The organism is Actinoplanes sp. M2I2, from assembly GCF_023544445.1.
GTDB lineage: Bacteria > Actinomycetota > Actinomycetes > Mycobacteriales > Micromonosporaceae > Actinoplanes.
Window position 1 is genome coordinate 542,631 of the sequence record NZ_JALPVJ010000005.1, and the last position, 23,472, is coordinate 566,102.

General features: G+C 66.9%; 29 protein-coding genes. All 29 read right to left on the reverse strand.

The window, feature by feature from the left end; genetic code table 11:
- Positions 1–188: 188 nt before the first annotated feature.
- A complete protein-coding gene (gene rplO, locus HJC40_RS13500; RefSeq protein WP_250001345.1) occupies positions 189–638 on the reverse strand; it encodes a 50S ribosomal protein L15 in 450 nt (149 codons plus the stop codon).
- Entirely contained in the window at positions 638–820 is a 183-nt protein-coding gene (gene rpmD, locus HJC40_RS13505) for a 50S ribosomal protein L30 (protein ID WP_250001347.1), read from the reverse strand. The genes rplO and rpmD overlap by 1 nt, the downstream gene beginning before the upstream one ends.
- Entirely contained in the window at positions 820–1,443 is a 624-nt protein-coding gene (gene rpsE / locus HJC40_RS13510) for a 30S ribosomal protein S5 (protein ID WP_221376854.1), read from the reverse strand. The genes rpmD and rpsE overlap by 1 nt, the downstream gene beginning before the upstream one ends.
- Before the next feature lie 13 nt (positions 1,444–1,456).
- The gene (gene rplR, locus HJC40_RS13515; RefSeq protein ID WP_250001571.1) at positions 1,457–1,840 is read right to left on the reverse strand and encodes a 50S ribosomal protein L18; all 384 of its coding nucleotides are present in this window, start codon (positions 1,838–1,840) and stop codon (positions 1,457–1,459) included.
- 8 nt (positions 1,841–1,848) lie between these two features.
- On the reverse strand, positions 1,849–2,388 hold the full coding sequence (gene rplF / locus HJC40_RS13520; protein ID WP_250001349.1) for a 50S ribosomal protein L6: 540 nt from the start codon (positions 2,386–2,388) through the stop codon (positions 1,849–1,851).
- A gap of 17 nt (positions 2,389–2,405) precedes the next feature.
- Positions 2,406–2,813 (reverse strand): 30S ribosomal protein S8, encoded by a 408-nt coding sequence (rpsH, locus tag HJC40_RS13525; protein WP_127499781.1) that lies wholly within the window; start codon positions 2,811–2,813, stop codon positions 2,406–2,408.
- 117 nt (positions 2,814–2,930) lie between these two features.
- Entirely contained in the window at positions 2,931–3,116 is a 186-nt protein-coding gene (locus HJC40_RS13530) for a type Z 30S ribosomal protein S14 (protein WP_023358191.1), read from the reverse strand.
- 2 nt (positions 3,117–3,118) lie between these two features.
- A complete protein-coding gene (gene rplE / locus HJC40_RS13535; protein WP_250001351.1) occupies positions 3,119–3,688 on the reverse strand; it encodes a 50S ribosomal protein L5 in 570 nt (189 codons plus the stop codon).
- Positions 3,688–4,002 (reverse strand): 50S ribosomal protein L24, encoded by a 315-nt coding sequence (gene rplX / locus HJC40_RS13540; RefSeq protein WP_250001353.1) that lies wholly within the window; start codon positions 4,000–4,002, stop codon positions 3,688–3,690. Before rplX ends, rplE begins: the two co-directional genes overlap by 1 nt.
- Positions 4,003–4,005: 3 nt before the next feature.
- Positions 4,006–4,374 carry a 50S ribosomal protein L14 gene (gene rplN, locus HJC40_RS13545; protein ID WP_023358185.1) on the reverse strand — a complete coding sequence of 123 codons (369 nt, stop codon included), beginning with the start codon at positions 4,372–4,374 and terminating at the stop codon, positions 4,006–4,008.
- Positions 4,375–4,464: 90 nt separating this feature from the next.
- Positions 4,465–4,740 (reverse strand): 30S ribosomal protein S17, encoded by a 276-nt coding sequence (rpsQ, locus tag HJC40_RS13550; protein WP_133873220.1) that lies wholly within the window; start codon positions 4,738–4,740, stop codon positions 4,465–4,467.
- Positions 4,737–4,970 carry a 50S ribosomal protein L29 gene (gene rpmC, locus HJC40_RS13555; protein ID WP_133873221.1) on the reverse strand — a complete coding sequence of 78 codons (234 nt, stop codon included), beginning with the start codon at positions 4,968–4,970 and terminating at the stop codon, positions 4,737–4,739. The genes rpsQ and rpmC overlap by 4 nt, the downstream gene beginning before the upstream one ends.
- Positions 4,970–5,395: a 50S ribosomal protein L16 gene (gene rplP, locus HJC40_RS13560; protein WP_250001355.1), complete on the reverse strand. Its 426-nt coding sequence runs from the start codon at positions 5,393–5,395 to the stop codon at positions 4,970–4,972. The genes rpmC and rplP overlap by 1 nt, the downstream gene beginning before the upstream one ends.
- A gap of 3 nt (positions 5,396–5,398) precedes the next feature.
- A complete protein-coding gene (gene rpsC / locus HJC40_RS13565; protein WP_250001357.1) occupies positions 5,399–6,259 on the reverse strand; it encodes a 30S ribosomal protein S3 in 861 nt (286 codons plus the stop codon).
- Complete coding sequence (gene rplV / locus HJC40_RS13570) at positions 6,259–6,729, reverse strand: 50S ribosomal protein L22 (protein ID WP_250001358.1); 471 nt, start codon at positions 6,727–6,729, stop codon at positions 6,259–6,261. Before rplV ends, rpsC begins: the two co-directional genes overlap by 1 nt.
- Positions 6,730–6,760: 31 nt before the next feature.
- Positions 6,761–7,042 carry a 30S ribosomal protein S19 gene (gene rpsS, locus HJC40_RS13575; RefSeq protein ID WP_097322773.1) on the reverse strand — a complete coding sequence of 94 codons (282 nt, stop codon included), beginning with the start codon at positions 7,040–7,042 and terminating at the stop codon, positions 6,761–6,763.
- A 13-nt stretch (positions 7,043–7,055) separates the two neighbouring features.
- Positions 7,056–7,895, reverse strand: a complete 840-nt coding sequence (gene rplB, locus HJC40_RS13580) for a 50S ribosomal protein L2 (RefSeq protein WP_250001360.1) — start codon at positions 7,893–7,895, stop codon at positions 7,056–7,058.
- Positions 7,896–7,909: 14 nt separating this feature from the next.
- Positions 7,910–8,212 carry a 50S ribosomal protein L23 gene (gene rplW / locus HJC40_RS13585; protein WP_250001372.1) on the reverse strand — a complete coding sequence of 101 codons (303 nt, stop codon included), beginning with the start codon at positions 8,210–8,212 and terminating at the stop codon, positions 7,910–7,912.
- The gene (gene rplD, locus HJC40_RS13590; RefSeq protein ID WP_250001374.1) at positions 8,209–8,856 is read right to left on the reverse strand and encodes a 50S ribosomal protein L4; all 648 of its coding nucleotides are present in this window, start codon (positions 8,854–8,856) and stop codon (positions 8,209–8,211) included. Before rplD ends, rplW begins: the two co-directional genes overlap by 4 nt.
- Positions 8,853–9,503, reverse strand: a complete 651-nt coding sequence (gene rplC, locus HJC40_RS13595; RefSeq protein ID WP_250001375.1) for a 50S ribosomal protein L3 — start codon at positions 9,501–9,503, stop codon at positions 8,853–8,855. Before rplC ends, rplD begins: the two co-directional genes overlap by 4 nt.
- 12 nt (positions 9,504–9,515) lie before the next feature.
- The gene (gene rpsJ / locus HJC40_RS13600; RefSeq protein WP_097322778.1) at positions 9,516–9,824 is read right to left on the reverse strand and encodes a 30S ribosomal protein S10; all 309 of its coding nucleotides are present in this window, start codon (positions 9,822–9,824) and stop codon (positions 9,516–9,518) included.
- Between the two features lie 411 nt (positions 9,825–10,235).
- The gene (gene tuf, locus HJC40_RS13605; protein WP_250001377.1) at positions 10,236–11,429 is read right to left on the reverse strand and encodes an elongation factor Tu; all 1,194 of its coding nucleotides are present in this window, start codon (positions 11,427–11,429) and stop codon (positions 10,236–10,238) included.
- A gap of 119 nt (positions 11,430–11,548) precedes the next feature.
- The gene (gene fusA, locus HJC40_RS13610; protein WP_308200895.1) at positions 11,549–13,645 is read right to left on the reverse strand and encodes an elongation factor G; all 2,097 of its coding nucleotides are present in this window, start codon (positions 13,643–13,645) and stop codon (positions 11,549–11,551) included.
- Between the two features lie 90 nt (positions 13,646–13,735).
- Complete coding sequence (gene rpsG / locus HJC40_RS13615) at positions 13,736–14,206, reverse strand: 30S ribosomal protein S7 (protein WP_125812313.1); 471 nt, start codon at positions 14,204–14,206, stop codon at positions 13,736–13,738.
- A 1-nt stretch (position 14,207) separates the two neighbouring features.
- Positions 14,208–14,582 (reverse strand): 30S ribosomal protein S12, encoded by a 375-nt coding sequence (gene rpsL / locus HJC40_RS13620; RefSeq protein WP_014440718.1) that lies wholly within the window; start codon positions 14,580–14,582, stop codon positions 14,208–14,210.
- 396 nt (positions 14,583–14,978) lie between these two features.
- Positions 14,979–15,449: a hypothetical protein gene (locus HJC40_RS13625; RefSeq protein WP_250001379.1), complete on the reverse strand. Its 471-nt coding sequence runs from the start codon at positions 15,447–15,449 to the stop codon at positions 14,979–14,981.
- Positions 15,450–15,491: 42 nt separating this feature from the next.
- The gene (locus HJC40_RS13630; RefSeq protein WP_374271725.1) at positions 15,492–15,851 is read right to left on the reverse strand and encodes a hypothetical protein; all 360 of its coding nucleotides are present in this window, start codon (positions 15,849–15,851) and stop codon (positions 15,492–15,494) included.
- An 80-nt stretch (positions 15,852–15,931) separates the two neighbouring features.
- Complete coding sequence (locus HJC40_RS13635; protein WP_250001381.1) at positions 15,932–19,822, reverse strand: DNA-directed RNA polymerase subunit beta'; 3,891 nt, start codon at positions 19,820–19,822, stop codon at positions 15,932–15,934.
- Positions 19,823–19,912: 90 nt separating this feature from the next.
- Positions 19,913–23,353, reverse strand: coding sequence for a DNA-directed RNA polymerase subunit beta (locus tag HJC40_RS13640; RefSeq protein WP_250001383.1), 3,441 nt, complete (start codon positions 23,351–23,353; stop codon positions 19,913–19,915).
- Positions 23,354–23,472 lie beyond the last annotated feature (119 nt).

The window sequence follows — 23,472 nt, forward strand, 5'->3', positions numbered from 1 at the left end:
CGGTCCGGACGACCGATATCCCTAGCTGGGAACGGACTCTAACAGTCTTAGTGCAGCGCGGTGTGTCACGGTAGCCTGCACCGCGCGTAGGCATCCGGCCCGCCGAAAAAAGGCCAGGTCAGACGCCACAAAGGGGATGCTGCCCGAGCGACGCGTTCGCGGCGCCCGGGCAGACACCCCCACAGGCATCACAGCTCGGTGGTGGAACCACCGGCAGCAGCGATCTTCTCCTTGGCCGACTCACTGAACGCGTGCGCCTTGATCGTCAGCGACACGCCGCCCAGCTCGCCCGAGCCGAGGACCTTGACCGGCTGGTTCTTGCGAACCGCGCCAGCCTCGAACAGCTCGTCCGGGCCGACCTCGCCGCCGTTCGGGAACAGCTCGGCGAGGCGGTCCAGGTTCACGACCTGGAAGACGACCTTGTTGCGGGGCCGGTTCCTGAGCCCCTTGATCTTCGGCAGACGCATGTGGATGGGCATCTGCCCACCCTCGAACGCCGCCGGGGTGTTCTTGCGGGCGCCGGTGCCCTTGGTGCCGCGGCCGGCGGTCTTGCCCTTGGAGCCCTCACCACGACCCACGCGGGTCTTGGCCGTCTTGGCTCCGGGCGCCGGGCGCAGGTGGTGGACCTTGATCGCCATTACTCGACCTCCTCAACCGTCACGAGGTGGTTCACGGCGAAGATCATGCCCCGAATCTCGGGGCGGTCCTCCTTGACCACCACATCGTTGATCCGCTTCAGGCCGAGCGACCGCAGGGAGTCCCGCTGGTTCTGCTTACGGCCGATGTGGGACCGGATCTGGGTGACCTTCAAACGGGCCATCAGCGCACCGCCGCTTCCGCACGCGCCGCCAGCATGGCCGCCGGCGCCACATCCTCGACCGGCAGGCCACGGCGAGCCGCGACCGCCTCCGGCGACTCGAGGCCCTTCAGAGCGGCCACAGTCGCGTGCACGATGTTGATCGGGTTCGACGAACCCAGGCTCTTCGACAGGATGTCGTGGATGCCCGCGCACTCCAGCACGGCACGCACCGGGCCACCGGCGATGACGCCGGTACCGGCGGAGGCCGGCTTGAGGAGCACGACACCCGCGGCAGCTTCGCCGATGATCGGGTGCGGGATCGTCGCGGCGATCCGCGGAACCTTGAAGAAGTGCTTCTTGGCCTCCTCGACGCCCTTGGCGATGGCCGCGGGCACCTCCTTGGCCTTTCCGTAGCCGATGCCGACCGTGCCGTCGCCGTCGCCCACGATCACCAGGGCGGTGAAGCTGAAGCGACGACCACCCTTGACAACCTTGGCGACACGGTTGATCGCGACGACCCGCTCGAGATGCGGGGTCTTGTCGACGGGCGCGTTCCCGCGGCCGCCCTCACGGCGGTTGTCCCGGCGGTTGCCACCCTCGGTGTTACCGCCGGACCCGCCGCCTCGGCGCTGCTGACCAGGCATTGGTCAATTCCTCCTAGAACTCGAGTCCGGCTTCGCGAGCGGCATCCGCCAGCGAGGCGATCCGCCCCGCGTACTTGTTGCCACCGCGGTCGAAGACGACCTTGGACACGCCCGCGGCCTTGGCCCGCTCGGCGAGCAGAGCGCCGACCTTGCCGGCCAGAGCGCTCTTGTCACCCTCGCCGCCCCGCAGGGAGGCGTCGAGCGTGGAGGCCGAGGCCAGCGTGTGGCCCTTGAGGTCGTCGATGATCTGCGCGGTGATGTGCCGCGACGACCGGGTGACGACCAGACGGGGGCGTTCGGCGGTCCCGCGGACGTTCCGACGGACCCGGAAGTGCCGACGCGCCTTTCCGACAGCCCGCTTGGCGGAGACACCCGCGCCGTTGCGACGCTTGAGCAGCGTGGCGGTCACTTCTTACCTGCCTTTCCGGCCTTACGGCGGATGACCTCGCCCTGGTACTTGACGCCCTTGCCCTTGTAGGGCTCCGGCGGGCGGATCTTCCGGATGTTGGCGGCGACCTCGCCGACGAGCTGCTTGTCGATGCCCGCGACCGTGAACTGCGTCGGCCGCTCCACCGTGAAGCTGATGCCGGCCGGCGGCACGACGTTCACCGGGTGCGAGAAGCCGAGGGCGAACTCGAGGTCCTTGCCCTTGGCCGTGACCCGGTAACCGGTGCCGTTGATCTCCAGCGTCTTCTTGTAGCCCTCGGTGACGCCGACGATCATGTTGGCGACCAGGGTACGCGAGAGGCCGTGGAGCTCCTTGGCCCGACGCTCGTCGTTGGGGCGGTTGACGTGCAGCTCGGCACCCTCCTGCTCGACCGTGATCGGCTCGGAGACGGTGTGCGAGAGCTCGCCCTTGGGGCCCTTGACCTTGACGGTCTGGCCCGTGATGGTGACATCGACGCCGGCCGGGACCGGGATCGACTTACGTCCGATTCGCGACATGGTTTCTCAGTCTCCAGTTACCAGACGAAGGCGAGGACTTCCCCGCCAACGCTCCGCTTGCGGGCCTGCCGGTCGGTCAGCAGTCCCTGGGACGTCGAAATGATCGCGACGCCGAGGCCGCCGAGCACCCGCGGGAGCTCGTCGGACTTGGCGTAAACCCGGAGGCCGGGCTTCGAGACGCGCTTGATACCGGCGAGGCTGCGCTCGCGGCTCTGGCCGTACTTGAGCTCAACGACCAGACGCTTGCCGACAGCGCCTTCCTCGGGCTCCTCGGCCGACCAGGAGGCGATGTAACCCTCGGCCTTGAGGACCTCGGCGATGTTCGCCTTGATCTTCGAGAAGGGCATGGTCACCTTGTCGTGGTACGCCTGGTTGGCGTTACGCAGACGCGTCAGCATGTCTGCGATCGGGTCCGTCATCGTCATGGGTGTTCGTCAACCTTTCTCGCCGGGGTTCCCACACCTGCGGGCCTACGGCGAAGCGGTGTTTCTAGACCAGCCTTCGGACCGCTTCTGAGGCGGTAGTGGGGCGGTTGGATGGGGTTACCAGGAAGCCTTGGACACGCCGGGCAGCTCACCACGGTGGGCCATGTCCCGCAGGCAAACGCGGCACAGGCCGAACTTGCGGTAGACCGAGTGCGGACGCCCGCACTTCTGGCAGCGGGTGTACGCACGCACGGCGAACTTCGGCTTCGCGGCTGCCTTGATGATCAGCGCCTTCTTAGCCATGCTCAGTTCTCCTTGAACGGGAAGCCCAGGAGCTTGAGAAGCGCCCGGCCCTCGTCGTCGGTCTTGGCGGTCGTGACCACCGTGATGTCCATGCCCCGCGGACGATCGATCCGGTCCTGGTCGATCTCGTGGAACACCGACTGCTCGGTCAGACCGAAGGTGTAGTTCCCGTGCCCGTCGAGCTTGCGCCCGTCGAGCCCGCGGAAGTCACGGATACGGGGCAGCGCGATCGACAGCAGCCGGTCGAGGAACTCCCACATCCGGTCGTTGCGCAGGGTCACCTTCGCGCCGATCGGCATGCCCTCACGCAGCTTGAACTGCGCGATGGACTTGGTCGCCCGCCGCACGAGCGGCTTCTGACCGGTGATGGTGGTCAGGTCACGCACGGCGCCGTCGATCAGCTTGGCGTCGCGGGCGGCCTCGCCAACACCCATGTTCACGACGACCTTGACCAGGCCCGGAACCTGCATGGGGTTGCCGTACTTGTACTGCTCCTGAAGCGCGGAGAGAACCTCACTACGGTACTTCTGCTTCAGGCGGGGCAGCGTCTTGGTCTCGGTAGCGGCAGTCATCAGAGTTCCTTACCGGTCGTACGCGCGATACGGACCTTGTTGCCGTTCTCGTCGACCTTGTAACCGATGCGGGTCGGCTTGCCCTGGTCGTCGACGATCTGCACATTCGAGATGTGGATCGCGGCTTCCTGGGTGACGATGCCACCGGTCTTCGAACCACGCTGGGTGGTGCGGATGCGTTCGTGCTTCTTCACGCGGTTGACGCCCTCGACGAGGATCTTGTCCCGCCGCGGGAAGGCCGCGATGACCTTGCCCTTGGCGCCCTTGTCCTTGCCGGCGATGACGATAACCGTGTCGCCCTTTTTGATCTTCACGGTTTACAGCACCTCCGGCGCAAGGCTGATGATCTTCATGAACCGCTTGTCGCGCAGCTCGCGCCCGACCGGGCCGAAGATGCGGGTACCGCGGGGGTCCCCGCCGTCCTTGATGATGACGGCGGCGTTCTCGTCGAAGCGGATGTACGAGCCGTCGGGACGGCGCCTCTCCTTGGCGGTGCGAACGATGACCGCCTTGACGACGTCACCCTTCTTCACACCGGCGCCGGGGATGGCGTCCTTGACCGTGGCCACGATGACGTCGCCGATGCTCGCGTAACGGCGACCGGAGCCGCCGAGCACGCGGATGCACAGGATCTCCCGGGCACCCGTGTTGTCAGCGACGCGCAGTCGCGACTCCTGCTGAATCACGTCTGTCTCCTATGTCTGCCAGTTCTTCGATCAGACCGAAGCTTGGCGGAACGATGGTGTGCCGGGCCGGCCGTAGCCGGCCCAGCGCACTCACTTGGCCTTTTCGAGGATCTCCACGACACGCCACCGCTTGGTGGCCGACAGCGGCCGGGTCTCCATCAGCAGAACCCGGTCGCCGACGCCGCACGCGTTCTGCTCGTCGTGCACCTTGAGCTTGCGGGTGCGACGCAGAACTTTGCCGTAGAGGGCGTGCTTGACACGGTCCTCGACCTCGACGACGACGGTCTTGTCCATCTTGTCGCTGACCACCAGACCCTCGCGAACCTTGCGGTTGGCGCGGACCGTGGCCGTGCTCTCGTCACTCATGCTGTCACCTCATCCGGCGCAACCGAGAGCCCGAGCTCACGTTCACGCATGATCGTGTAGATCTTCGCGATGTCCTTGCGGACGACCTGCAGCCGACGATGATTGTCGAGCTGGCCGGTCGCGCCCTGCACGCGAAGGTTGAACAGCTCCGCCTTGGCCTCCCGCAGCCGCGAAACCAGCTCCTCACCGGAGAGTTCGCGCAGCTCGGATGCCTTAACGCCCGCTGCCATCAGCTTTCACCCACTTCGCGTGTCACGATGCGGCACTTCATCGGGAGCTTGTGGATCGCGCGACGCATTGCCTCACGCGCGATCGCCTCGTTCGGGAACGACATCTCGAAGAGAATGCGTCCCGGCTTGACGTTGGCCACCCACCACTCGGGAGAACCCTTACCGGAACCCATGCGGGTCTCGGCCGGCTTCTTGGTCAGAGCGTTGTCGGGGAAGACCGAGATCCAAACCTTGCCGCCACGCTTGATGTGACGGGTCATCGCGATACGGGCCGACTCGATCTGCCGGTTGGTCACGTACGCGGGCTCCAGCGCCTGGATACCGAACTCACCGAAGACAACCCGGTTGCCGCCCTTGGACGCGCCGTGGCGGTCCGGGTGGTGCGGCTTGCGGAAGCCCTTCGGGGGCTTACGCGGCATCAGCATGTGTCAGCCCTCCTGCTGCGTCTCAGCCACGGCCGGACCTGCGGCGATCGCGGCGTCGTTAGCGTTCTCGCTGGTCCCGGCGGCGTCGCCACCACGGGCCTGCGCGGCCGCACGACCGGCCTCGGTGCCGCCGGCGGTCGTGCCGGACGAACCGGAACGGCCACGGCGCGGACGCTCGGCCCGGTCGGCACGGTCACGGCGCGGGCGGGCGGGCGCCTCGGGGGCAACCTCGCGACCCGGCACGGCGTCGCCCTTGTAGATCCAGACCTTCACGCCGATGCGGCCGAACGTCGTACGGGCCTCGAAGAAGCCGTACTCGATGTTGGCGCGCAGCGTGTGCAGCGGAACGCGACCCTCACGGTAGAACTCCGTGCGGCTCATCTCCGCGCCGCCCAGGCGGCCGGAGACCTGCACCCGGATGCCCTTGCAGACCGGGTTCTTCATGGCCGACTGCATGGCCTTACGCATCGCCCGGCGGAAGCTGACCCGGGAGGACAGCTGCTCGGCGACGCCCTGCGCCACGAGCTGAGCGTCCGACTCCGGGCTCTTCACCTCGAGGATGTTCAGCTGGACCTGCTTGCCGGTGAGCTTCTCGAGCTCACCGCGGATCCGGTCGGCCTCCGCACCCTTACGGCCGATGACGATGCCCGGCCGGGCGGTGTGGATGTCGACGCGTACCCGGTCACGGGTCCGCTCGATGTCCACCTTGGAGATGCCGGCGCGCTCGAGGCCCTTGGACATCATGCGGCGGATCTTGACGTCCTCGCCGATGTAGTCCTTGTAGAGCTTGTCCGCGAACCAGCGGCTCTTCCAGTCGGTGGAGATGCCGAGGCGGAACCCGGTGGGGTGAACTTTCTGACCCATTACTCGGCGCCTTCCTTCTCGGCTTCGGTGCGCTGGGGCTCGGCCTTGGGCTCAGCAGCCTTGGCGGCCTTCTTCGCCGGCGCGGCCTTCTTCGCCGGGCGGGCCGTGGGGACCGCCTCGACCGCGATGGTGATGTGACAGGTGCGCTTGCGGATCCGGTACGCCCGGCCCTGCGCCCGCGGCCGGAACCGCTTCAGCGTCGGGCCCTCGTCGACGAACGCCTCGCTGACCAGGAGCGCGTCCGGGTCGAGCCGCTCGTTGTTCTCGGCGTTGGCGATCGCGCTGGCCAGCACCTTGTAGACCTGCTCGCTGGCCGACTGCGGCGCGAACTGCAGGACGGTCAGAGCCTCCTTCGCGGGCAGACCGCGGACGAGGTTGACCACACGGCGTGCCTTGTTCGGCGAGATGCGGACGTGCTTCGCAACCGCACGACTGCCCGGAAGCGCCGGTGCGTCGTTCTTTACTGGCATCGCTGTGACCCCTTTCTTATCCGTGGACTGACTAGCGACGACGGCTCTTGCGGTCGTCCTTCTCGTGACCCTTGAACGTGCGGGTCAGAGCGAACTCCCCGAGCTTGTGACCGACCATGGCCTCGGTGATGAACACCGGGACATGCTTGCGCCCGTCGTGCACCGCGATCGTGTGCCCGAGCATGTCGGGGATGATCATCGAGCGCCGCGACCAGGTCTTGATGACGTTCTTCGAGTTCTTCTCGTTCTGGACTTCCACCTTCTTGAGCAGGTGGTCGTCGACGAACGGGCCCTTCTTCAGGCTGCGTGGCATCTCTTAACTCCCGTTACCCGCGCTTGCGGGTGGCGTAGCGGCGGCGAACGATCAGCTTGTCGCTCTCCTGGCCCTTGCGGCGGGTACGGCCCTCGGGCTTACCAGCCGGGTTGACCGGGTGGCGACCACCGGAGGTCTTACCCTCACCACCACCGTGCGGGTGGTCGATCGGGTTCATGGCGACACCGCGGACGGTCGGGCGCTTGCCCTTCCAGCGCATCCGGCCGGCCTTGCCCCAGTTGATGTTCGACTGTTCGGCATTACCGATCTCGCCGACCGTGGCGCGGCAACGGATGTCGACCCGGCGGATCTCACCGGAGGGCATACGCAGCGTGGCGTAGACACCCTCACGGCCGAGCAGCTGGATACCGACACCGGCCGAACGGGCCAGCTTGGCGCCACCGCCGGGACGAAGCTCCACACCGTGGACCGTCGTACCGACCGGGATGTTGCGCAGGGGAAGGTTGTTCCCCGGCTTGATGTCCGCGCCCGGGCCGGACTCGACCCGGTCGCCCTGCTTGAGGTCCTTCGGCGCGAGGATGTAGCGCTTCTCACCGTCGGCGTAGTGCAGCAGAGCGATGCGGGACGTGCGGTTCGGGTCGTATTCGATGTGCGCGACCTTGGCCGGCACGCCGTCCTTGTCGACCCGCTTGAAGTCGATCAGCCGGTACTGCCGCTTGTGGCCGCCGCCCTGGTGCCGCGTGGTGATGCGGCCGTGGACGTTGCGACCACCCTTCTTGGGCAGCGGAACCAGCAGAGACTTCTCCGGCGTCGACCGGGTGATCTCGGCGAAGTCGGCGACGCTGGAGCCGCGACGGCCCGGCGTGGTCGGCTTGTACTTACGGATAGCCATTGTCTTCAGTCCCCTTAGCTGACCGGGCCGCCGAAGGCCTCGATACGGTCCCCGTCAGCCAGCTTCACCAGCGCGCGCTTGGTCGCCTTGCGCTGCCCGAAACCGGTGCGGGTGCGCTTGCGCTTGCCCTCGCGGTTCGAGGTGTTGACCGTGAGCACGCGGACGTTGAAGATCTGCTGGATCGCGATCTTGATCTGGGTCTTGTTCGCGTCCGGGTGGACGAGGAACGTGTACCAGTTCTGGTCGAGAACGCTGTAGCTCTTCTCGGACACGACCGGCTTGAGAATGACGTCGCGCGGGTCGGCGATGGTGCTCACTTGTTCTCCCCCTCGGCGGTCGCCGGAGTGCCCAGGAACTCGTCCAGGGCCTCCTTGGTGAAGACCACCTCGTCGGCGACCAGCACGTCGTACGTGTTGAGCTGGCCGGCCTCGAGCAGGTGCACGGTCGCCTCGTTGCGCAGCGACAGCCAGTTGATCTCGTCGGCGCTGCTCAGGACGACCAGGACCTTGGTGGACTCGGTGGCCTTGCGCAGCGTGGCGATCGCGGCCTTGGTCGACGGCTTGTCGCCGCTGACGAACGCCTCGACCACGTGCACGCGGCCTTCGCGGGCCCGGTCGGAGAGGGCGCCACGCAGAGCGGCGGCCTTCATCTTCTTGGGGGTCCGCTGGCTGTAGTCGCGCGGCACGGGACCGTGCACGACGCCACCGCCGGTGAACTGAGGCGCGCGGATCGAGCCCTGGCGGGCGCGACCGGTGCCCTTCTGCTTGTACGGCTTCTTGCCGCCGCCGGCGACCTCACCGCGCGTCTTGGCCTTGTGCGTGCCCTGACGGGCAGCCGCAAGCTGGGCCACGACGACCTGGTGCATCAGCGGGATGTTCGCCTGAACGTCGAACACCGAGTCGGGCAGCTCGACCGAGCCGGCCTTGTTGCCCTCAATGTTGATCACGTCAACCGAGCTCACTTGGCACCGCCCTTCTTCGCCGCCGTACGGACCAGGATGAGCGCGCCCTTGGGACCGGGCACCGCGCCCCTGATCAGGATCAGGTTGTTGTCGGTGTCCACCGCCTGCACGGTCAGGTTCTGCACGGTGAAGCGCTTGTTGCCCATCCGGCCGGCCATCCGCGTGCCCCTGAAGACGCGACCCGGGGTCGCGCAGGCGCCGATGGAACCGGGCGAACGGTGCTTGCGCTCGACACCGTGGCTGGCCTTGAGGCCGTGGAAGCCGTGCCGCTTGATGACACCGGCGTAGCCCTTGCCCTTGGTCTTACCGGTGACGTCGATCGGCGAGCCGACCGCGAACGCCTCGACGGTGACCTCCTGGCCGAGCTCGTACTCACCGGCGTCGGTGGTGCGCAGCTCGACGACGTGACGCCGCGGCGACACACCGGCCTTCGCGAAGTGACCGCCCTCGGGCTTGTTCACCTTGCGCGGGTCGATGGCGCCGTACGCCAGCTGGACGGCTGCGTAGCCGTCCTTCTCATCAGTTCGGACCTGGGTCACGACACAAGGGCCGGCCTGCACCACGGTCACCGGGACGACCTTGTTGTTGTCCCAGACCTGGGTCATGCCGAGCTTGGCGCCCAGGATCCCCTTAACTTGCCTGTCCATCAGTCCGGATCCCTACAGCTTGATCTCGATGTCGACGCCAGCCGGCAGGTCGAGGCGCATGAGCGAGTCGACCGTCTTCGGAGTCGGGTCGATGATGTCGATCAGCCGCTTGTGCGTGCGCATCTCGAAGTGCTCGCGCGAGTCCTTGTACTTGTGCGGCGAACGGATGACGCAGAAACGGTTGATCTCCGTGGGCAGCGGCACCGGGCCTGCGACCGACGCACCGGTACGCGTGACCGTCTCGACGATCTTGCGCGCCGAGGAGTCGACGACCTCGTGGTCATAGGCCTTGAGCCGGATGCGGATCTTCTGTCCCGCCATGGTGGCTTCTGTTTCCTTTTCTCGATGCCGCTACGTGCGAAAGCGGTGGCCCTCGCATGCCCGCAGGACCGTTGATCCTGCGTTGTCCGACCCCCGCGGTCGGGCGTGTCGCAATAACACTCAGAAAACTGCGCGCAGCAGCAATCCAGATCGCGGGGATCTTGAGGTATCGCTGGGCAGAGCTGCACCCATACTTCGGGAAGTGCTTCACCCAGTGGGCGGCCGATAAACACACCCAAACACCCGGAGAGGGTGGTCAGCTGCACAAGGCAGCTAACCACCCCGCTCGGACGCAACCTGACTAGTATGCCGGATTGTGGCCGGCAATGCTAATCGGGGTCACCGATGAGCGTTGTTCACGGCCTCACAGTGGGCAAACGCACCTGGTAGAGGCCGTGAACAATCACCAAATCAGACGTTGATCTTCGTGACCGTTCCGGCGCCGACGGTGCGGCCACCCTCACGGATCGCGAACTTCAGGCCCTGCTCCATGGCGATCGGCTGGATCAGCTTGACCGACATGCTGGTGGAGTCGCCCGGCATGACCATCTCGGTGCCCTCGGGCAGCGTGACGACGCCGGTGACGTCCGTGGTGCGGAAGTAGAACTGCGGGCGGTAGTTCTGGAAGAACGGGGTGTGCCGGCCGCCCTCTTCCTTTGAGAGGATGTAGACCTGGCCCTCGAACTCCGTGTGCGGAGTAGAGGTGCCCGGCTTCACAACCACCATGCCGCGCTCGACGTCCTCGCGCTTGATACCGCGGAGCAGCAGACCGACGTTCTCACCCGCGCGGGCCTCGTCGAGCAGCTTGCGGAACATCTCGATGCCGGTGCAGACGGTCTTCGTCGACTTCTCGCGGATGCCGACGATCTCGACCTCCTCGTTCGGCTTGAGGATGCCACGCTCGGCGCGACCCGTGACCACGGTGCCACGACCGGTGATCGTGAAGACGTCCTCGATGGGCATGAGGAACGGCTTGTCGGTGTCACGCTCGGGCTGCGGGATCGCAGTGTCGACCGCGTTCATGAGCTCCATGAGACGCTCGGTCCACTCGGCGTCGCCCTCGAGCGCCTTCAGCGCCGAGACGCGCACGACCGGCAGGTCGTCGCCCGGGAACTCGTAGGTGCTCAGCAGCTCGCGAACCTCGAGCTCGACGAGCTCCAGGAGCTCCTCGTCGTCCACCATGTCGCTCTTGTTCAGGGCGACGACGATGTACGGGACGCCGACCTGGCGGGCCAGGAGCACGTGCTCCTTGGTCTGCGGCATCGGGCCGTCGGTCGCGGCGACCACCAGGATCGCGCCGTCCATCTGGGCGGCACCGGTGATCATGTTCTTGATGTAGTCGGCGTGGCCGGGGCAGTCCACGTGCGCGTAGTGACGCGCCGCGGTCTGGTACTCGACGTGCGCGATCGAGATCGTGATGCCGCGGGCCTTCTCCTCCGGCGCCTTGTCGATCTCGTCGAACGGCGTGTAGGGGTTCAGGTCCGGGTACTGGTCGTGCAGGACCTTGGTGATGGCCGCAGTCAGCGTCGTCTTACCGTGGTCGATGTGACCAATGGTGCCGATGTTGACGTGCGGCTTAGTCCGCTCGAACTTAGCCTTCGCCACTGGTGTCCTCCTGTGGACTGTGGGATTACTTTTTCCCGGCACGCCCGATAAGGCGATGGGGACTCTGTCGACTGCTCGTGCGCGTGCGGCCCTCGACGGACCGCACGCGCCTCAACGCGTCAGGCGCCGGTGGCCTTGGCGATGATCTCCTTCGCGACGCTCTGCGGAACCTCGGCGTAGGAGTCGAACTGCATGCTGTAGCTGGCCCGGCCGGCCGTCTTCGACCGCAGGTCGCCGACGTAGCCGAACATCTCCGACAGCGGCACCAGCGCCTTGATGACCCGGGCGCCGGAGCGCTCCTCCATCGACTGGATGATGCCACGGCGGGAGTTGAGGTCGCCGATCACGTCGCCCATGTTGTCCTCGGGCGTGGTGACCTCGACGGACATCATCGGCTCGAGCAGCGCGGGGTCGGCCTTGCGGGCCGCCTCCTTCATCGCGATGGAGCCGGCGATCTTGAACGCCATCTCGGACGAGTCGACCTCTTGGTACTGACCGTCGACCAGCGTGAACTTCACGCCGACCAGCGGGTAGCCGGCGAGGACGCCGTACTGCAGCGAGTCCTGCGCGCCCGCGTCCACCGAGGGGATGAACTCCTTGGGGATGCGGCCACCGGTGACGGCGTTCACGAACTCGTACGTGGGGCCGTCGGCCTCGAGCGACAGCGGCTCGACGCTGATGACGACCTTCGCGTACTGGCCGGAACCACCGGTCTGCTTCTTGTGGACGTACGTGAGCTTCTCCACGGTGCCGCGGATCGTCTCGCGGTACGCCACCTGCGGCTTACCGATGTTGGCCTCGACGTTGAACTCGCGGCGCATGCGGTCCACCAGGATGTCCAGGTGGAGCTCGCCCATGCCGGCGATGATCGTCTGGCCGGTCTCCTCGTCGTTGAAGACGCGGAAGGTCGGGTCCTCTTCGGCCAGGCGCTGGATCGCGGTGCCCAGCTTCTCCTGGTCCGACTTGGTCTTCGGCTCGATGGCGACCTGGATGACCGGCTCCGGGAACGTCATCGACTCGAGGATGACCGGGTTGGCCGGGTCGCTGAGCGTGTCACCGGTGGTGGTCTGCTTGAGACCCTGGACGGCGATGATGTCGCCGGCCTGCGCCGTGGGCCGCTCTTCACGCTTGTTGGCGTGCATCTGGTAGATCTTGCCGATCCGCTCCTTGCGGTCCTTGGTGGAGTTGACCACCTGGGAACCGGAGTCGAGCGTGCCGGAGTAGACCCGGACGTAGGTCAGCTTGCCGAGGTGCTTGTCCGTCTGGATCTTGAACGCCAGGCCGGAGAACGGCTCGGTGTTCGACGGCTTGCGCAGCATCGGGGTCTCACCGTCGGGGGCGGTGCCCTCGATGGCCGGGATGTCCAGCGGCGACGGCAGGAAGTCGACCACGGCGTCGAGCATGGGCTGAACGCCCTTGTTCTTGAACGCCGAGCCGCACAGCACCGGGTTGGCCTTGCTGGCGATCGTGGAGCGCCGGATGGCGGCCTTGATCTCGTCCTGCGAGAGCTCTTCACCCTCGAGGTACTTGAGCATGACCTCGTCGTCGACGTCGGCCAGCGTCTCGATCAGCTTCTCGCGCCACTCGTTCGCGGAGTCGACCAGGTCGGCCGGGATCTCCTCGACGGCGTAGTCGTCGCCCTTCTGGGTCTCGCCACGCCAGGTGAGCGCGCGCATGCCGATCAGGTCGACGACACCGATGTGGTCGCCCTCGAGCCCGATCGGGATCTGGAGGACCAGCGGGGTGGCGTTGAGCCGGTCGATCATCATCTGCACGCAGCGGAAGAAGTCCGCGCCGGTCCGGTCGAGCTTGTTGACGAAGCACATCCGGGGGACGTTGTACTTGTCCGCCTGACGCCAGACGTTCTCGGTCTGCGGCTCCACGCCGGCCACGCCGTCGTAGACCGCCACCGCGCCGTCCAGCACACGCAACGACCGCTCGACCTCGACCGTGAAGTCGACGTGGCCGGGCGTGTCGATGATCTGGATCGTGTGGCCCTTCCACTCGCACTTGGTGGCGGCGGAAGTGATCGTGATACCGCGCTCCTGCTCCTGCTCCATCCAGTCCATGACGGCGGCGCCCTCGTGGACCTCACCGATCTTGTACGTGATGCCGGTGTAGAACAGGATTCGCTCAGTGGTCGTGGTCTTACCAGCATCGATGTGCGCCATGATGCCGATGTTGCGTACGTTGGCGAGCGCGTCTGCGGCAGCCACTTCAGTCCCTACTTTTCTTCGTCGTCGTCTCGTGAACCGGTACGACTTGTGCCGGGGCCCGGCGGATGCCGGGCCGACAGCAGCGGGGTCTTACCAGCGGTAGTGCGCGAAGGCCTTGTTGGACTCCGCCATCTTGTGGGTGTCCTCGCGCCGCTTGACGGCGGCACCGAGGCCGTTGCTGGCGTCGAGCAGCTCGTTCTGGAGACGCTCGATCATGGTCTTCTCGCGGCGGGCCTTGGAGTACTGGACCAGCCAGCGCAGACCGAGGGTGGTCTGACGCGGGGTACGGACCTCGACCGGCACCTGGTAGGTCGCGCCACCGACACGGCGGCTGCGGACCTCGAGGGTCGGCTTGACGTTGTCCATGGCGCGCTTGAGGGTCACCACGGGGTCGGTGCCGCTCTTCTCACGGCAGCCCTCGAGGGCGCCGTAGACGATGCGCTCGGCGAGCTGACGCTTGCCGCCGACCAGGATCTTGTTCACCAGCTGGGTGACCAGCGGGGAGTTGTAGACCGGGTCCGCTACCAGCGGGTGTTTCGGCGCTGGGCCTTTACGGGGCATGTCAGCTCTTCTCCTTCTTCGCGCCGTAACGGCTGCGGGCCTGCTTGCGGTTGCGGACACCCTGGGTGTCCAGCGAACCGCGGACGATCTTGTAGCGGACGCCCGGCAGGTCCTTCACTCGGCCGCCTCGCACGAGCACGATCGAGTGCTCCTGAAGGTTGTGGCCGACACCGGGGATGTACGCCGTCACCTCGATCTGGCTGCTGAGCTTCACACGAGCGACCTTGCGCAGCGCAGAGTTCGGCTTCTTGGGGGTGGTGGTGTACACGCGCGTGCACACGCCGCGTCGCTGAGGACTACCCTTCAGCGCCGGCGTCTTGGTCTTGCTCGTTTTCGCCTGACGGCCCTTTCGGACCAGCTGCTGGATCGTGGGCACCGGGTTTCTCCGCTCCCTTCGGCCGCTTCCTAGGCGGCCGCACCGTCTTGTATGGCTCTCTGTGTCGGCCACATCCCCACTCGGGGATGTGTCCGGCACCCGCGGTCGGGCGTGTCGCCCGGCTCACGGTCCCGCCGCGCGTTGGTCAACGCGCACCGGGTCTTGTCTTTGTCGACGCCCCGATCACGGGGCGCCGGCTCGGCGTATCGCCGCCTCATCGCGTCGAGCGACTCGGGCGCACGCACGAGTTGCCCGGGCAAGCCCGGGCACGAGGGGAAAGACTACCCACCCCGAGCACTCAGGTCAAAATGAACGCTGAGGCCACGCGACGGATATCTCCGATACAAGTGTACCGGGTGCTTCACGGTGGCAACGCCGCGGTGCCGGGATCCGGCGTCACACCGACAATTGCAGCACCAGTGCCAACGCGAGAGACAACAGAGCAATTCCCGCGCCGATCGATCCGCAGACGATTCCGGCCATGCCGAGGCCGGCCCCGGTGAACCGCACCTGGCCGGTCCGGCCCGAGCGGCGGATCTGCCGGCGCGACACGGCGCCGAGCGCGACCGCTCCCCCGCCGGCCGCAACGCTGAGCAGTGTGAAGGCGCCCGACACCCAGCCGCCCCAGCCCTCCGACGAACCGACCAGGCCGAAGCAGAGGACGAGCAGCGACACCAGGATCGACCCGATCCCGGCGATCAGCGAGCCGATGGCCAGGCCCGACGTGATCGGCTCGACCCGCAGCTGCACCAGGCCGAACTCCGTGCCGGGCAGGGCGTCGACCCGCTCCGGCCGCCACCGGCCCGAGGGCGGCGGTGGGGGCACTGCGGCCGGGAACTGCGCCGAAGGCTGCGGTGGGAGGGTCATGTGAAGAGCATGTCACTCGTCCGAGGGGGACGGCACCCCACCTCAGTCCGTCCCCGGCGCGAAGTCGGGGCCCCCGGGTGAGCCGGCCAGATGCAGCAGGCCGGCGATCGACGCGACCACCAGCGCGGTGAGGGCCAGGACGATGCCCGCCCAGGCCAGCCGGCGCCCCCGCCGGATCCAGGCCGAGCCGGTCAGATAGCCCTGCGACGCGTACGCCTGCCGCGCCGTCTGACGGGCCAGCAGCAGCGCCACGGTGGCGGGAATCACACCCCCGACGAACGCGCCGGTCAGAAAACCCACCAGCCCGAGCGCGAAGACCGCCCGCGCCTTCGAGGAGGGCGCCGGGTCCGGGTCCATCGGATGGCGGGCGGGCGCGGCCGCGGGAGACGTCACGAAAGCCATTCTAGAAAGGCCGAAGGGCGGCCGCGCGGTGCGCGGTCGCCCTTCGGTCACGTCAACCCCGGCGAACCGGGAGAAGACCCTTAGCGGTACGACCCGAAGTCGAAGTCGTCCAGCGGCACAGCCTGCCCGCTGGCCGGCCCGAAGCCGTAGTCGGTCTCGGGGTACCCGGTCATCGAGTACACCTTGGCCTTGGCCTCCTCGGTCGGCTCGACCCGGATGTTCCGGTACTTGGAGATACCGGTACCGGCCGGGATGAGCTTACCGATGATCACGTTCTCCTTGAGGCCGACCAGCGAGTCACTGCGCGAGTTGATCGCCGCGTCGGTCAGCACCCGGGTCGTCTCCTGGAAGGAGGCGGCCGAGAGCCAGGAGTCGGTGGCCAGCGAGGCCTTGGTGATACCCATCAGCACCGGGCGACCGGCGGCGGGCTCGCCACCCTCGCCCACGATCCGGCGGTTCTCCGACTCGAAGAGCGCCCGGTCGACCAGGATGCCCGGCAGGAACTCCGCGGCACCCGAGTCGATGACCGTCACCCGCTTGAGCATCTGGCGGATGATGATCTCAATGTGCTTGTCGTGGATGAGCACACCCTGCGACCGGTAGACCTGCTGGACCTCGGCGGTCAGGTGGACCTGAACCGCCCGCGGGCCCATGATGCGCAGGAGCTCGTGCGGGTCGATGGTGCCCTCGGTCAGCTTCTCGCCGACGCCGACGTGGTCGCCGTCGTGGGCCCGCAGCTTGACGCGCTTGGAGATCTTGTCGTACACGATCTCCTCGCTGCCGTCGTCCGGGATCACGATGATCTTGCGCGAGCGCTCGCCGTCCTCGATGCGGATGCGTCCCGGGGTGTCGGCGATGGGCGCCTTGCCCTTGGGCACGCGGGCCTCGAAGATTTCCTGCACACGCGGCAGACCCTGGGTGATGTCCTCACCCGCGACACCACCGGTGTGGAAGGTACGCATCGTCAGCTGCGTTCCCGGCTCACCGATGGACTGGGCGGCGATGATGCCGACCGCCTCGCCGATGTCGACCGCCTTGCCGGTCGGCAGCGAACGGCCGTAGCAGGCCGCGCACACGCCGAGCTTCGACTCACAGGTCAGCACCGAGCGGACCCGGACGTTCTCGACGCCGGCCGCGACGAGCTTGTCGACCAGGATCGAGTTCAGGTCGTCGCCACGCGACACCACCCGGTTGCCCTGGGCGTCGTCGATGTCGTCGGCCAGCGTGCGGGCGTGGACGCCGGTCTCGGCGTGCACGTGCACGACCAGCGTGCCGTCGGCCTCGCGGTCCGCCACCTGCATCGGGATCGCGCGGTCGGTGCCGCAGTCCTCCTCGCGGATGATGACGTCCTGCGAGACGTCCACCAGACGACGGGTCAGGTAACCCGAGTCGGCGGTACGCAGCGCGGTGTCGGCCAGACCCTTACGGGCACCGTGGGTGGAGATGAAGTACTCCAGCACGGTCAGACCCTCGCGGTACGACGAGGTGATCGGCCGCGGGATGATCTCACCCTTGGGGTTGGCCACCAGACCACGGATCGCGGCGATCTGCCGGAGCTGGAGCAGGTTACCGCGAGCGCCGGAGTTGATCATGACCCAGAGCGGGTTCTCCTGCGGCAGCGCGGACTCCATCTCCTTGGAGATCTCGTTCGTCGCCTTGGTCCAGATCTCGATGAGCTCGCCGCGACGTTCCTCGGCGGTCATGAGACCACGCTGGTACTGCTTGTCGATCCGGTCGGCCTCGGTCTGGTACTTGGCCAGGATCTCCGGCTTGCGCGGGGGACCGATGACGTCGCCCATACCGATCGTCACACCGGACCAGGTGGCCCAGTGGAAGCCGGCCTCCTTGAGCGCGTCCAGGGTCGCCGCGAGGGCGACCTTGGGGAAGCGCTCGGCGAGGTCGTTGACGATCGCCGACAGCTGACCCTTGCGGATCTCGTAGTTCACGAAGCGGTAGCCCGGGGGCAGCGTCTCGTTGAACAGGACCCGGCCGAGCGTGGTCTCGACGAGCAGCGGGTCGTTCTCGACCCACCCCTCGGGAGCGGTCCACGCCGGGCCCTTGGCGCCGTTGTCGACCCCGATGACCTCGCGCAGACGGATCTTGACCGTCGCCTGCAGGTGCAGCTCGCCGTTGTCGAACGCCATCCGCGCCTCGGCGTCCGAGCTGAAGACCCGGCCCTCACCCTTGGCCCCGGCGGTCTGGTGCGTCAGGTAGTAGAGACCGATGACCATGTCCTGGGTGGGCATGGTGACCGGCTTACCGTCGGCCGGCTTGAGGATGTTGTTCGACGAGAGCATCAGGATCCGGGCCTCGGCCTGGGCCTCGGCCGACAGCGGCACGTGCACCGCCATCTGGTCACCGTCGAAGTCGGCGTTGAACGCCGTACAGACGAGCGGGTGGATCTGGATCGCCTTGCCCTCGACCAGCTGCGGCTCGAAGGCCTGGATGCCCAGGCGGTGCAGGGTCGGCGCGCGGTTCAGCAGCACCGGGTGCTCGCTGATGACCTCTTCGAGGACGTCCCACACGACCGGCCGCTGACGCTCGACCATGCGCTTGGCCGACTTGATGTTCTGCGCGTGGTTCAGGTCGACCAGGCGCTTCATCACGAACGGCTTGAACAGCTCCAGCGCCATCTGCTTGGGCAGACCGCACTGGTGCAGCTTGAGGCGCGGGCCGACGACGATGACCGAACGGCCGGAGTAGTCGACGCGCTTGCCGAGCAGGTTCTGACGGAACCGGCCCTGCTTGCCCTTGAGCATGTCGGACAGCGACTTGAGCGGGCGGTTACCCGGACCGGTGACCGGCCGGCCACGACGGCCGTTGTCGAACAGAGCGTCGACGGCCTCCTGGAGCATCCGCTTCTCGTTGTTCACGATGATCTCGGGCGCGCCGAGGTCGATGAGCCGCTTGAGACGGTTGTTCCGGTTGATGACGCGGCGGTACAGGTCGTTCAGGTCGCTGGTCGCGAAGCGGCCACCGTCGAGCTGCACCATCGGGCGCAGGTCCGGCGGGATGACCGGGACGCAGTCCAGCACCATGCCCAGCGGCGAGTTGCGGGTGTTCAGGAACGCGGCGACGACCTTGAGCCGCTTGAGCGCACGGATCTTGCGCTGGCCCTTACCCGTACGGATGATCTCCCGCAGGTTCTCGGCCTCGGCGTCCAGGTCCATGTTCTCGAGCAGCGCCTTGATGGCCTCGGCACCCATGCCACCGGTGAAGTACTCACCGAAGCGGTCCCGCAGCTCGCGGTAGAGCAGCTCGTCGGTGACCAGCTGCTTGGAGTCGAGCTTGCGGAAGGTGTCGAGCACCTCGTCGAGGCGGTCGATCTCGCGCTGCGCCTTGTCCCGGATCTGGCGCATCTCGCGCTCGCCGGCCTCCTTGACCTTGCGGCGCACGTCGGCCTTGGCGCCCTCGGCCTCGAGCTCCGAGAGATCCTGCTCCAGCTTGGCCGCACGCTTCTCGATCTCGGAGTCACGGCTGTTCTCGGACTGCCGCTTCTCGGCGAAGATCTCGTTCTCGATCGTGGACAGGTCACGGTGACGCGATTCGGCGTCCACGCTCGTGATCACGTACGAGGCGAAGTAGATGATCTTCTCGAGGTCCTTGGGAGCGAGGTCGAGCAGGTAGCCCAGCCGGCTCGGCACACCCTTGAAGTACCAGATGTGCGTGACCGACGCGGCCAGCTCGATGTGGCCCATGCGCTCACGACGGACCTTGGACCGGGTCACCTCGACGCCGCAGCGCTCACAGATGATGCCCTTGAACCGGACCCGCTTGTACTTGCCGCAGTAGCACTCCCAGTCCCGCTGAGGACCGAAGATCTTCTCGCAGAAGAGTCCGTCCTTCTCGGGCTTGAGCGTGCGGTAGTTGATCGTCTCGGGCTTCTTGACCTCGCCGTGCGACCACTGCCGGATGTCGTCAGCGGTGGCCAGGCCGATGCGCAACTCGTCGAAGAAGTTGACGTCGAGCACTTGGTCTATCCCTCGTGTTTCGTTGCTCGGTTGATATTCCAGGCCGGCGGTGGCGTCCCCCGGTGCTCACGCACCCGGGGGACGCTTCCGTCAGATCTCTTCGACGCTGCTGACGCCCTCGTTCGGGCGTCGGGACAGGTCGATGCCGAGTTCCTCCGCGGCCCGGAAGACCTCGTCGTCGGTCTCGCGCATCTCGAGGGCCACGCCGTCGCTGGACAGAACCTCAACGTTGAGGCACAGCGACTGCAGCTCCTTGAGCAGCACCTTGAACGACTCCGGGATTCCCGGCTCCGGGATGTTCTCGCCCTTGACGATGGCCTCGTAGACCTTCACACGGCCGAGAACGTCGTCGGACTTGATGGTGAGCAGCTCCTGCAGCGCGTAAGCCGCACCGTAGGCCTGCATCGCCCAGCACTCCATCTCGCCGAACCGCTGGCCACCGAACTGGGCCTTACCACCGAGCGGCTGCTGCGTGATCATCGAGTACGGACCGGTCGAGCGAGCGTGGATCTTGTCGTCGACCAGGTGGTTCAGCTTCAGGATGTAGACGTAGCCGACCGAGATCGGGTCCGGCAGCGGCTCTCCCGAGCGGCCGTCGAACAGCTGCGCCTTGCCGTCGCCGTTGACCAGCCGCTTACCGTCACGGTTGACCAGCGTCGACTCGAGGAGGCCCTTGATCTCCTCCTCCTGCGCACCGTCGAAGACGGGGGTCGCGACGTTCGAGTCCGCGATGGACTCGTGCGCCTCGATCGCGCGCAGCTGGCGCTTCCACTCCTCGTCCTCGCCCTCGACCGACCAGCCGGTCTTGGCGATCCACCCGAGGTGGGTCTCCAGAACCTGGCCGATGTTCATACGCGAGGGCACACCGAGCGGGTTGAGCACGATGTCGACGGGGGTGCCGTCCTCGAGGAACGGCATGTCCTCGATGGGCAGGATCTTGGAGATGACGCCCTTGTTGCCGTGGCGGCCGGCGAGCTTGTCACCGTCCTGGATCTTGCGCTTCTGGGCCACGTACACCCGGACCAGCTCGTTCACACCCGGGGGCAGCTCGTCGCCGTCCTCACGCGAGAACGTGCGGACGCCGATGACCGTGCCGGTCTCACCGTGCGGCACCTTCAGCGAGGTGTCCCGGACTTCCCGGGCCTTCTCACCGAAGATCGCGCGGAGCAGGCGCTCCTCCGGGGTCAGCTCGGTCTCGCCCTTGGGCGTGACCTTGCCGACCAGGATGTCGCCGGGGACGACCTCGGCGCCGATCCGGATGATGCCGCGCTCGTCGAGGTCCGCGAGCATTTCCTCGCTGACGTTCGGGATGTCGCGGGTGATCTCTTCCGGGCCGAGCTTGGTGTCCCGGGCGTCGACCTCGTGCTCCTCGATGTGGATCGAGGTGAGGACGTCCTGCTGGACGAGGCGCTGCGACAGGATGATCGCGTCCTCGTAGTTGTGACCCTCCCAGCACATGAACGCGACGAGCAGGTTGCGGCCGAGGGCCATCTCCCCCTCGTCGGTGCACGGGCCGTCGGCGACGACCTGGCCGGCCTCGACCCGGTCACCCTCGAACACGACCGGCTTCTGGTTGACGCAGGAGCCGGCGTTGGAGCGGCGGAACTTGTGCAGCAGGTACGTACGGCGGTGGCCGTCGTCCTGGTGCACCGTCACGTAGTCGGCGCAGAGGTCCTCGACCACGCCGCCGACCTCGGCGACGACGACGTCACCGGCGTCGACCGCGGCACGGTACTCCATGCCGGTGCCGACCAGCGGCGCCTCGGCCTTGACCAGCGGCACGGCCTGACGCTGCATGTTCGCGCCCATGAGGGCGCGGTTCGCGTCGTCGTGCTCGAGGAACGGGATCATGGCCGTCGCGACCGAGGTCATCTGCCGCGGCGACACGTCCATGTAGTCGACCTCGGTGCCAGGCACGTAGTCGACCTCACCGCCCTTACGGCGGACCAGGACCCGATCCTCGGCGAAGGTGCCGTCGCCTCGCAGCACGGCGTTCGCCTGGGCCTTGATGTACCGGTCTTCCTCGTCCGCGGTCAGGTAGTGCACCTCGTCGGTGACAACGCCCGCCTCGACCTTGCGGTAAGGCGTCTCGATGAAACCGAACGGGTTGACCCGCGCGAACGTGGAGAGCGCGCCGATCAGGCCGATGTTCGGGCCTTCCGGCGTCTCGATCGGGCACATCCGGCCGTAGTGGGACGGGTGCACGTCACGGACCTCGAAGCCGGCCCGCTCACGCGACAGGCCACCGGGGCCGAGCGCGGAGAGGCGCCGCCGGTGGGTCAGGCCCGCCAGCGGGTTGGTCTGGTCCATGAACTGCGACAGCTGCGACGTGCCGAAGAACTCCTTGATCGCCGCCACGACGGGACGGATGTTGATCAGGGTCTGCGGCGTGATCGCCTCGACGTCCTGGGTCGTCATGCGCTCGCGGACGACGCGCTCCATCCGGGACAGGCCGACGCGGACCTGGTTCTGGATGAGCTCGCCCACGGTGCGCAGACGGCGGTTGCCGAAGTGGTCGATGTCGTCGGCCTCGTAGCCCTCCTCACCGGCGTGCAGCCGGGCGAGGTAGTCCACGGTCTTGACGATGTCTTCCTCGGTCAGCGTGCCCCGGACGATCGGGACGTCGATGTCGAGCTTCTTGTTGAACTTGTAACGGCCGACCTTGGCGACGTCGTACCTCTTCGGGTTGAAGAAGAGGTTGTCGAGCAGGGTCTGCGCGTTCTCCCGGGTCGGGGGCTCGCCAGGGCGGAGCTTGCGGTAGATGTCGAGCAGGGCCTCGTCCTGCCCGGCGATGTGGTCCTTCTCGAGGGTGGTCATGAGCAGCTCGGACCAGCCGAACCGCTCGCGGATCTGGTCGGCCGACCAGCCGATCGCCTTGAGCAGGACGGTGACGGCCTGCCGGCGCTTACGGTCGATCCGGACACCCACGGTGTCGCGCTTGTCGATGTCGAACTCCAGCCAGGCGCCCCGGCTGGGGATGACCTTGACGCTGGAGAGGTCGCGGTCGGAGGTCTTGTCCGGCTCCTTGGTGAAGTACACGCCCGGCGACCGGACGAGCTGGCTCACCACGACGCGCTCGGTGCCGTTGATGACGAACGTCCCCTTGGGGGTCATCATCGGGAAGTCACCCATGAACACGGTCTGGCTCTTGATCTCGCCAGTCGTGTTGTTGGTGAACTCCGCGGTCACGAACAGCGGTGCGCAGTAAGTCAGGTCCTTCTCCTTGCACTCCTCGATCGAGGCTTTGACCTCGTCGAAGCGCGGAGCGGAGAAGGACAGCGACATAGTGCCGGAGAAGTCCTCAATGGGACTGATCTCTTCGAGGATCTCTGCGAGGCCCGAGTGGGCGTGCGGGTCGTCCGTCGACCGGGCCTGCCAAGCTTCGTTCCCGACCAGCCAGTCGAAGGACTCCGTCTGGAGGGCAAGAAGATTGGGGACCTCAAGTTGCTCGGTGATCCTGCCGAAAGAGACACGGCGGGGTGCGTAAGCGCTCGACGTACGGCTGGTCTTCGCAGGGCGGGAAGCTGCCAAGATGCGTCCTTCCGAGGACCGGTGCTGCTGATGCGGCTGCAGCTGCGGTATGCAACTGTCTGCGTGCACTCCAACGAGCCCCCAGGAAGTCATCCAGATGGATGTCCCGGCAGGGCTCA

Excerpts from the sequence above, each read along its gene's own strand:
- rplB (WP_250001360.1), bottom strand. The coding sequence starts at position 7,895 with ATGGCTATCCGTAAGTACAAGCCGACCACGCCGGGCCGTCGCGGCTCC.
- rplC (WP_250001375.1), bottom strand. The coding sequence starts at position 9,503 with ATGGACAGGCAAGTTAAGGGGATCCTGGGCGCCAAGCTCGGCATGACC.
- rpmC (WP_133873221.1), bottom strand. The coding sequence starts at position 4,970 with ATGGCAGCGGGCGTTAAGGCATCCGAGCTGCGCGAACTCTCCGGTGAG.
- rplV (WP_250001358.1), bottom strand. The coding sequence starts at position 6,729 with ATGCCAGTAAAGAACGACGCACCGGCGCTTCCGGGCAGTCGTGCGGTT.
- rpsJ (WP_097322778.1), bottom strand. The coding sequence starts at position 9,824 with ATGGCGGGACAGAAGATCCGCATCCGGCTCAAGGCCTATGACCACGAG.
- rpsH (WP_127499781.1), bottom strand. The coding sequence starts at position 2,813 with ATGACGATGACGGACCCGATCGCAGACATGCTGACGCGTCTGCGTAAC.
- rplP (WP_250001355.1), bottom strand. The coding sequence starts at position 5,395 with ATGCTGATGCCGCGTAAGCCCCCGAAGGGCTTCCGCAAGCCGCACCAC.
- rpsQ (WP_133873220.1), bottom strand. The coding sequence starts at position 4,740 with ATGAGTGACGAGAGCACGGCCACGGTCCGCGCCAACCGCAAGGTTCGC.
- rpsC (WP_250001357.1), bottom strand. The coding sequence starts at position 6,259 with ATGGGTCAGAAAGTTCACCCCACCGGGTTCCGCCTCGGCATCTCCACC.
- HJC40_RS13630 (WP_374271725.1), bottom strand. The coding sequence starts at position 15,851 with ATGGCTTTCGTGACGTCTCCCGCGGCCGCGCCCGCCCGCCATCCGATG.
- rplE (WP_250001351.1), bottom strand. The coding sequence starts at position 3,688 with ATGACTGCCGCTACCGAGACCAAGACGCTGCCCCGCCTGAAGCAGAAG.
- rpsG (WP_125812313.1), bottom strand. The coding sequence starts at position 14,206 with ATGCCCCGTAAAGGCCCAGCGCCGAAACACCCGCTGGTAGCGGACCCG.
- HJC40_RS13625 (WP_250001379.1), bottom strand. The coding sequence starts at position 15,449 with ATGACCCTCCCACCGCAGCCTTCGGCGCAGTTCCCGGCCGCAGTGCCC.
- rpsS (WP_097322773.1), bottom strand. The coding sequence starts at position 7,042 with ATGCCACGCAGCCTGAAGAAGGGCCCGTTCGTCGACGACCACCTGCTC.
- rpsE (WP_221376854.1), bottom strand. The coding sequence starts at position 1,443 with ATGCCTGGTCAGCAGCGCCGAGGCGGCGGGTCCGGCGGTAACACCGAG.
- rplF (WP_250001349.1), bottom strand. The coding sequence starts at position 2,388 with ATGTCGCGAATCGGACGTAAGTCGATCCCGGTCCCGGCCGGCGTCGAT.
- rplO (WP_250001345.1), bottom strand. The coding sequence starts at position 638 with ATGGCGATCAAGGTCCACCACCTGCGCCCGGCGCCCGGAGCCAAGACG.
- HJC40_RS13530 (WP_023358191.1), bottom strand. The coding sequence starts at position 3,116 with ATGGCTAAGAAGGCGCTGATCATCAAGGCAGCCGCGAAGCCGAAGTTC.
- rpmD (WP_250001347.1), bottom strand. The coding sequence starts at position 820 with ATGGCCCGTTTGAAGGTCACCCAGATCCGGTCCCACATCGGCCGTAAG.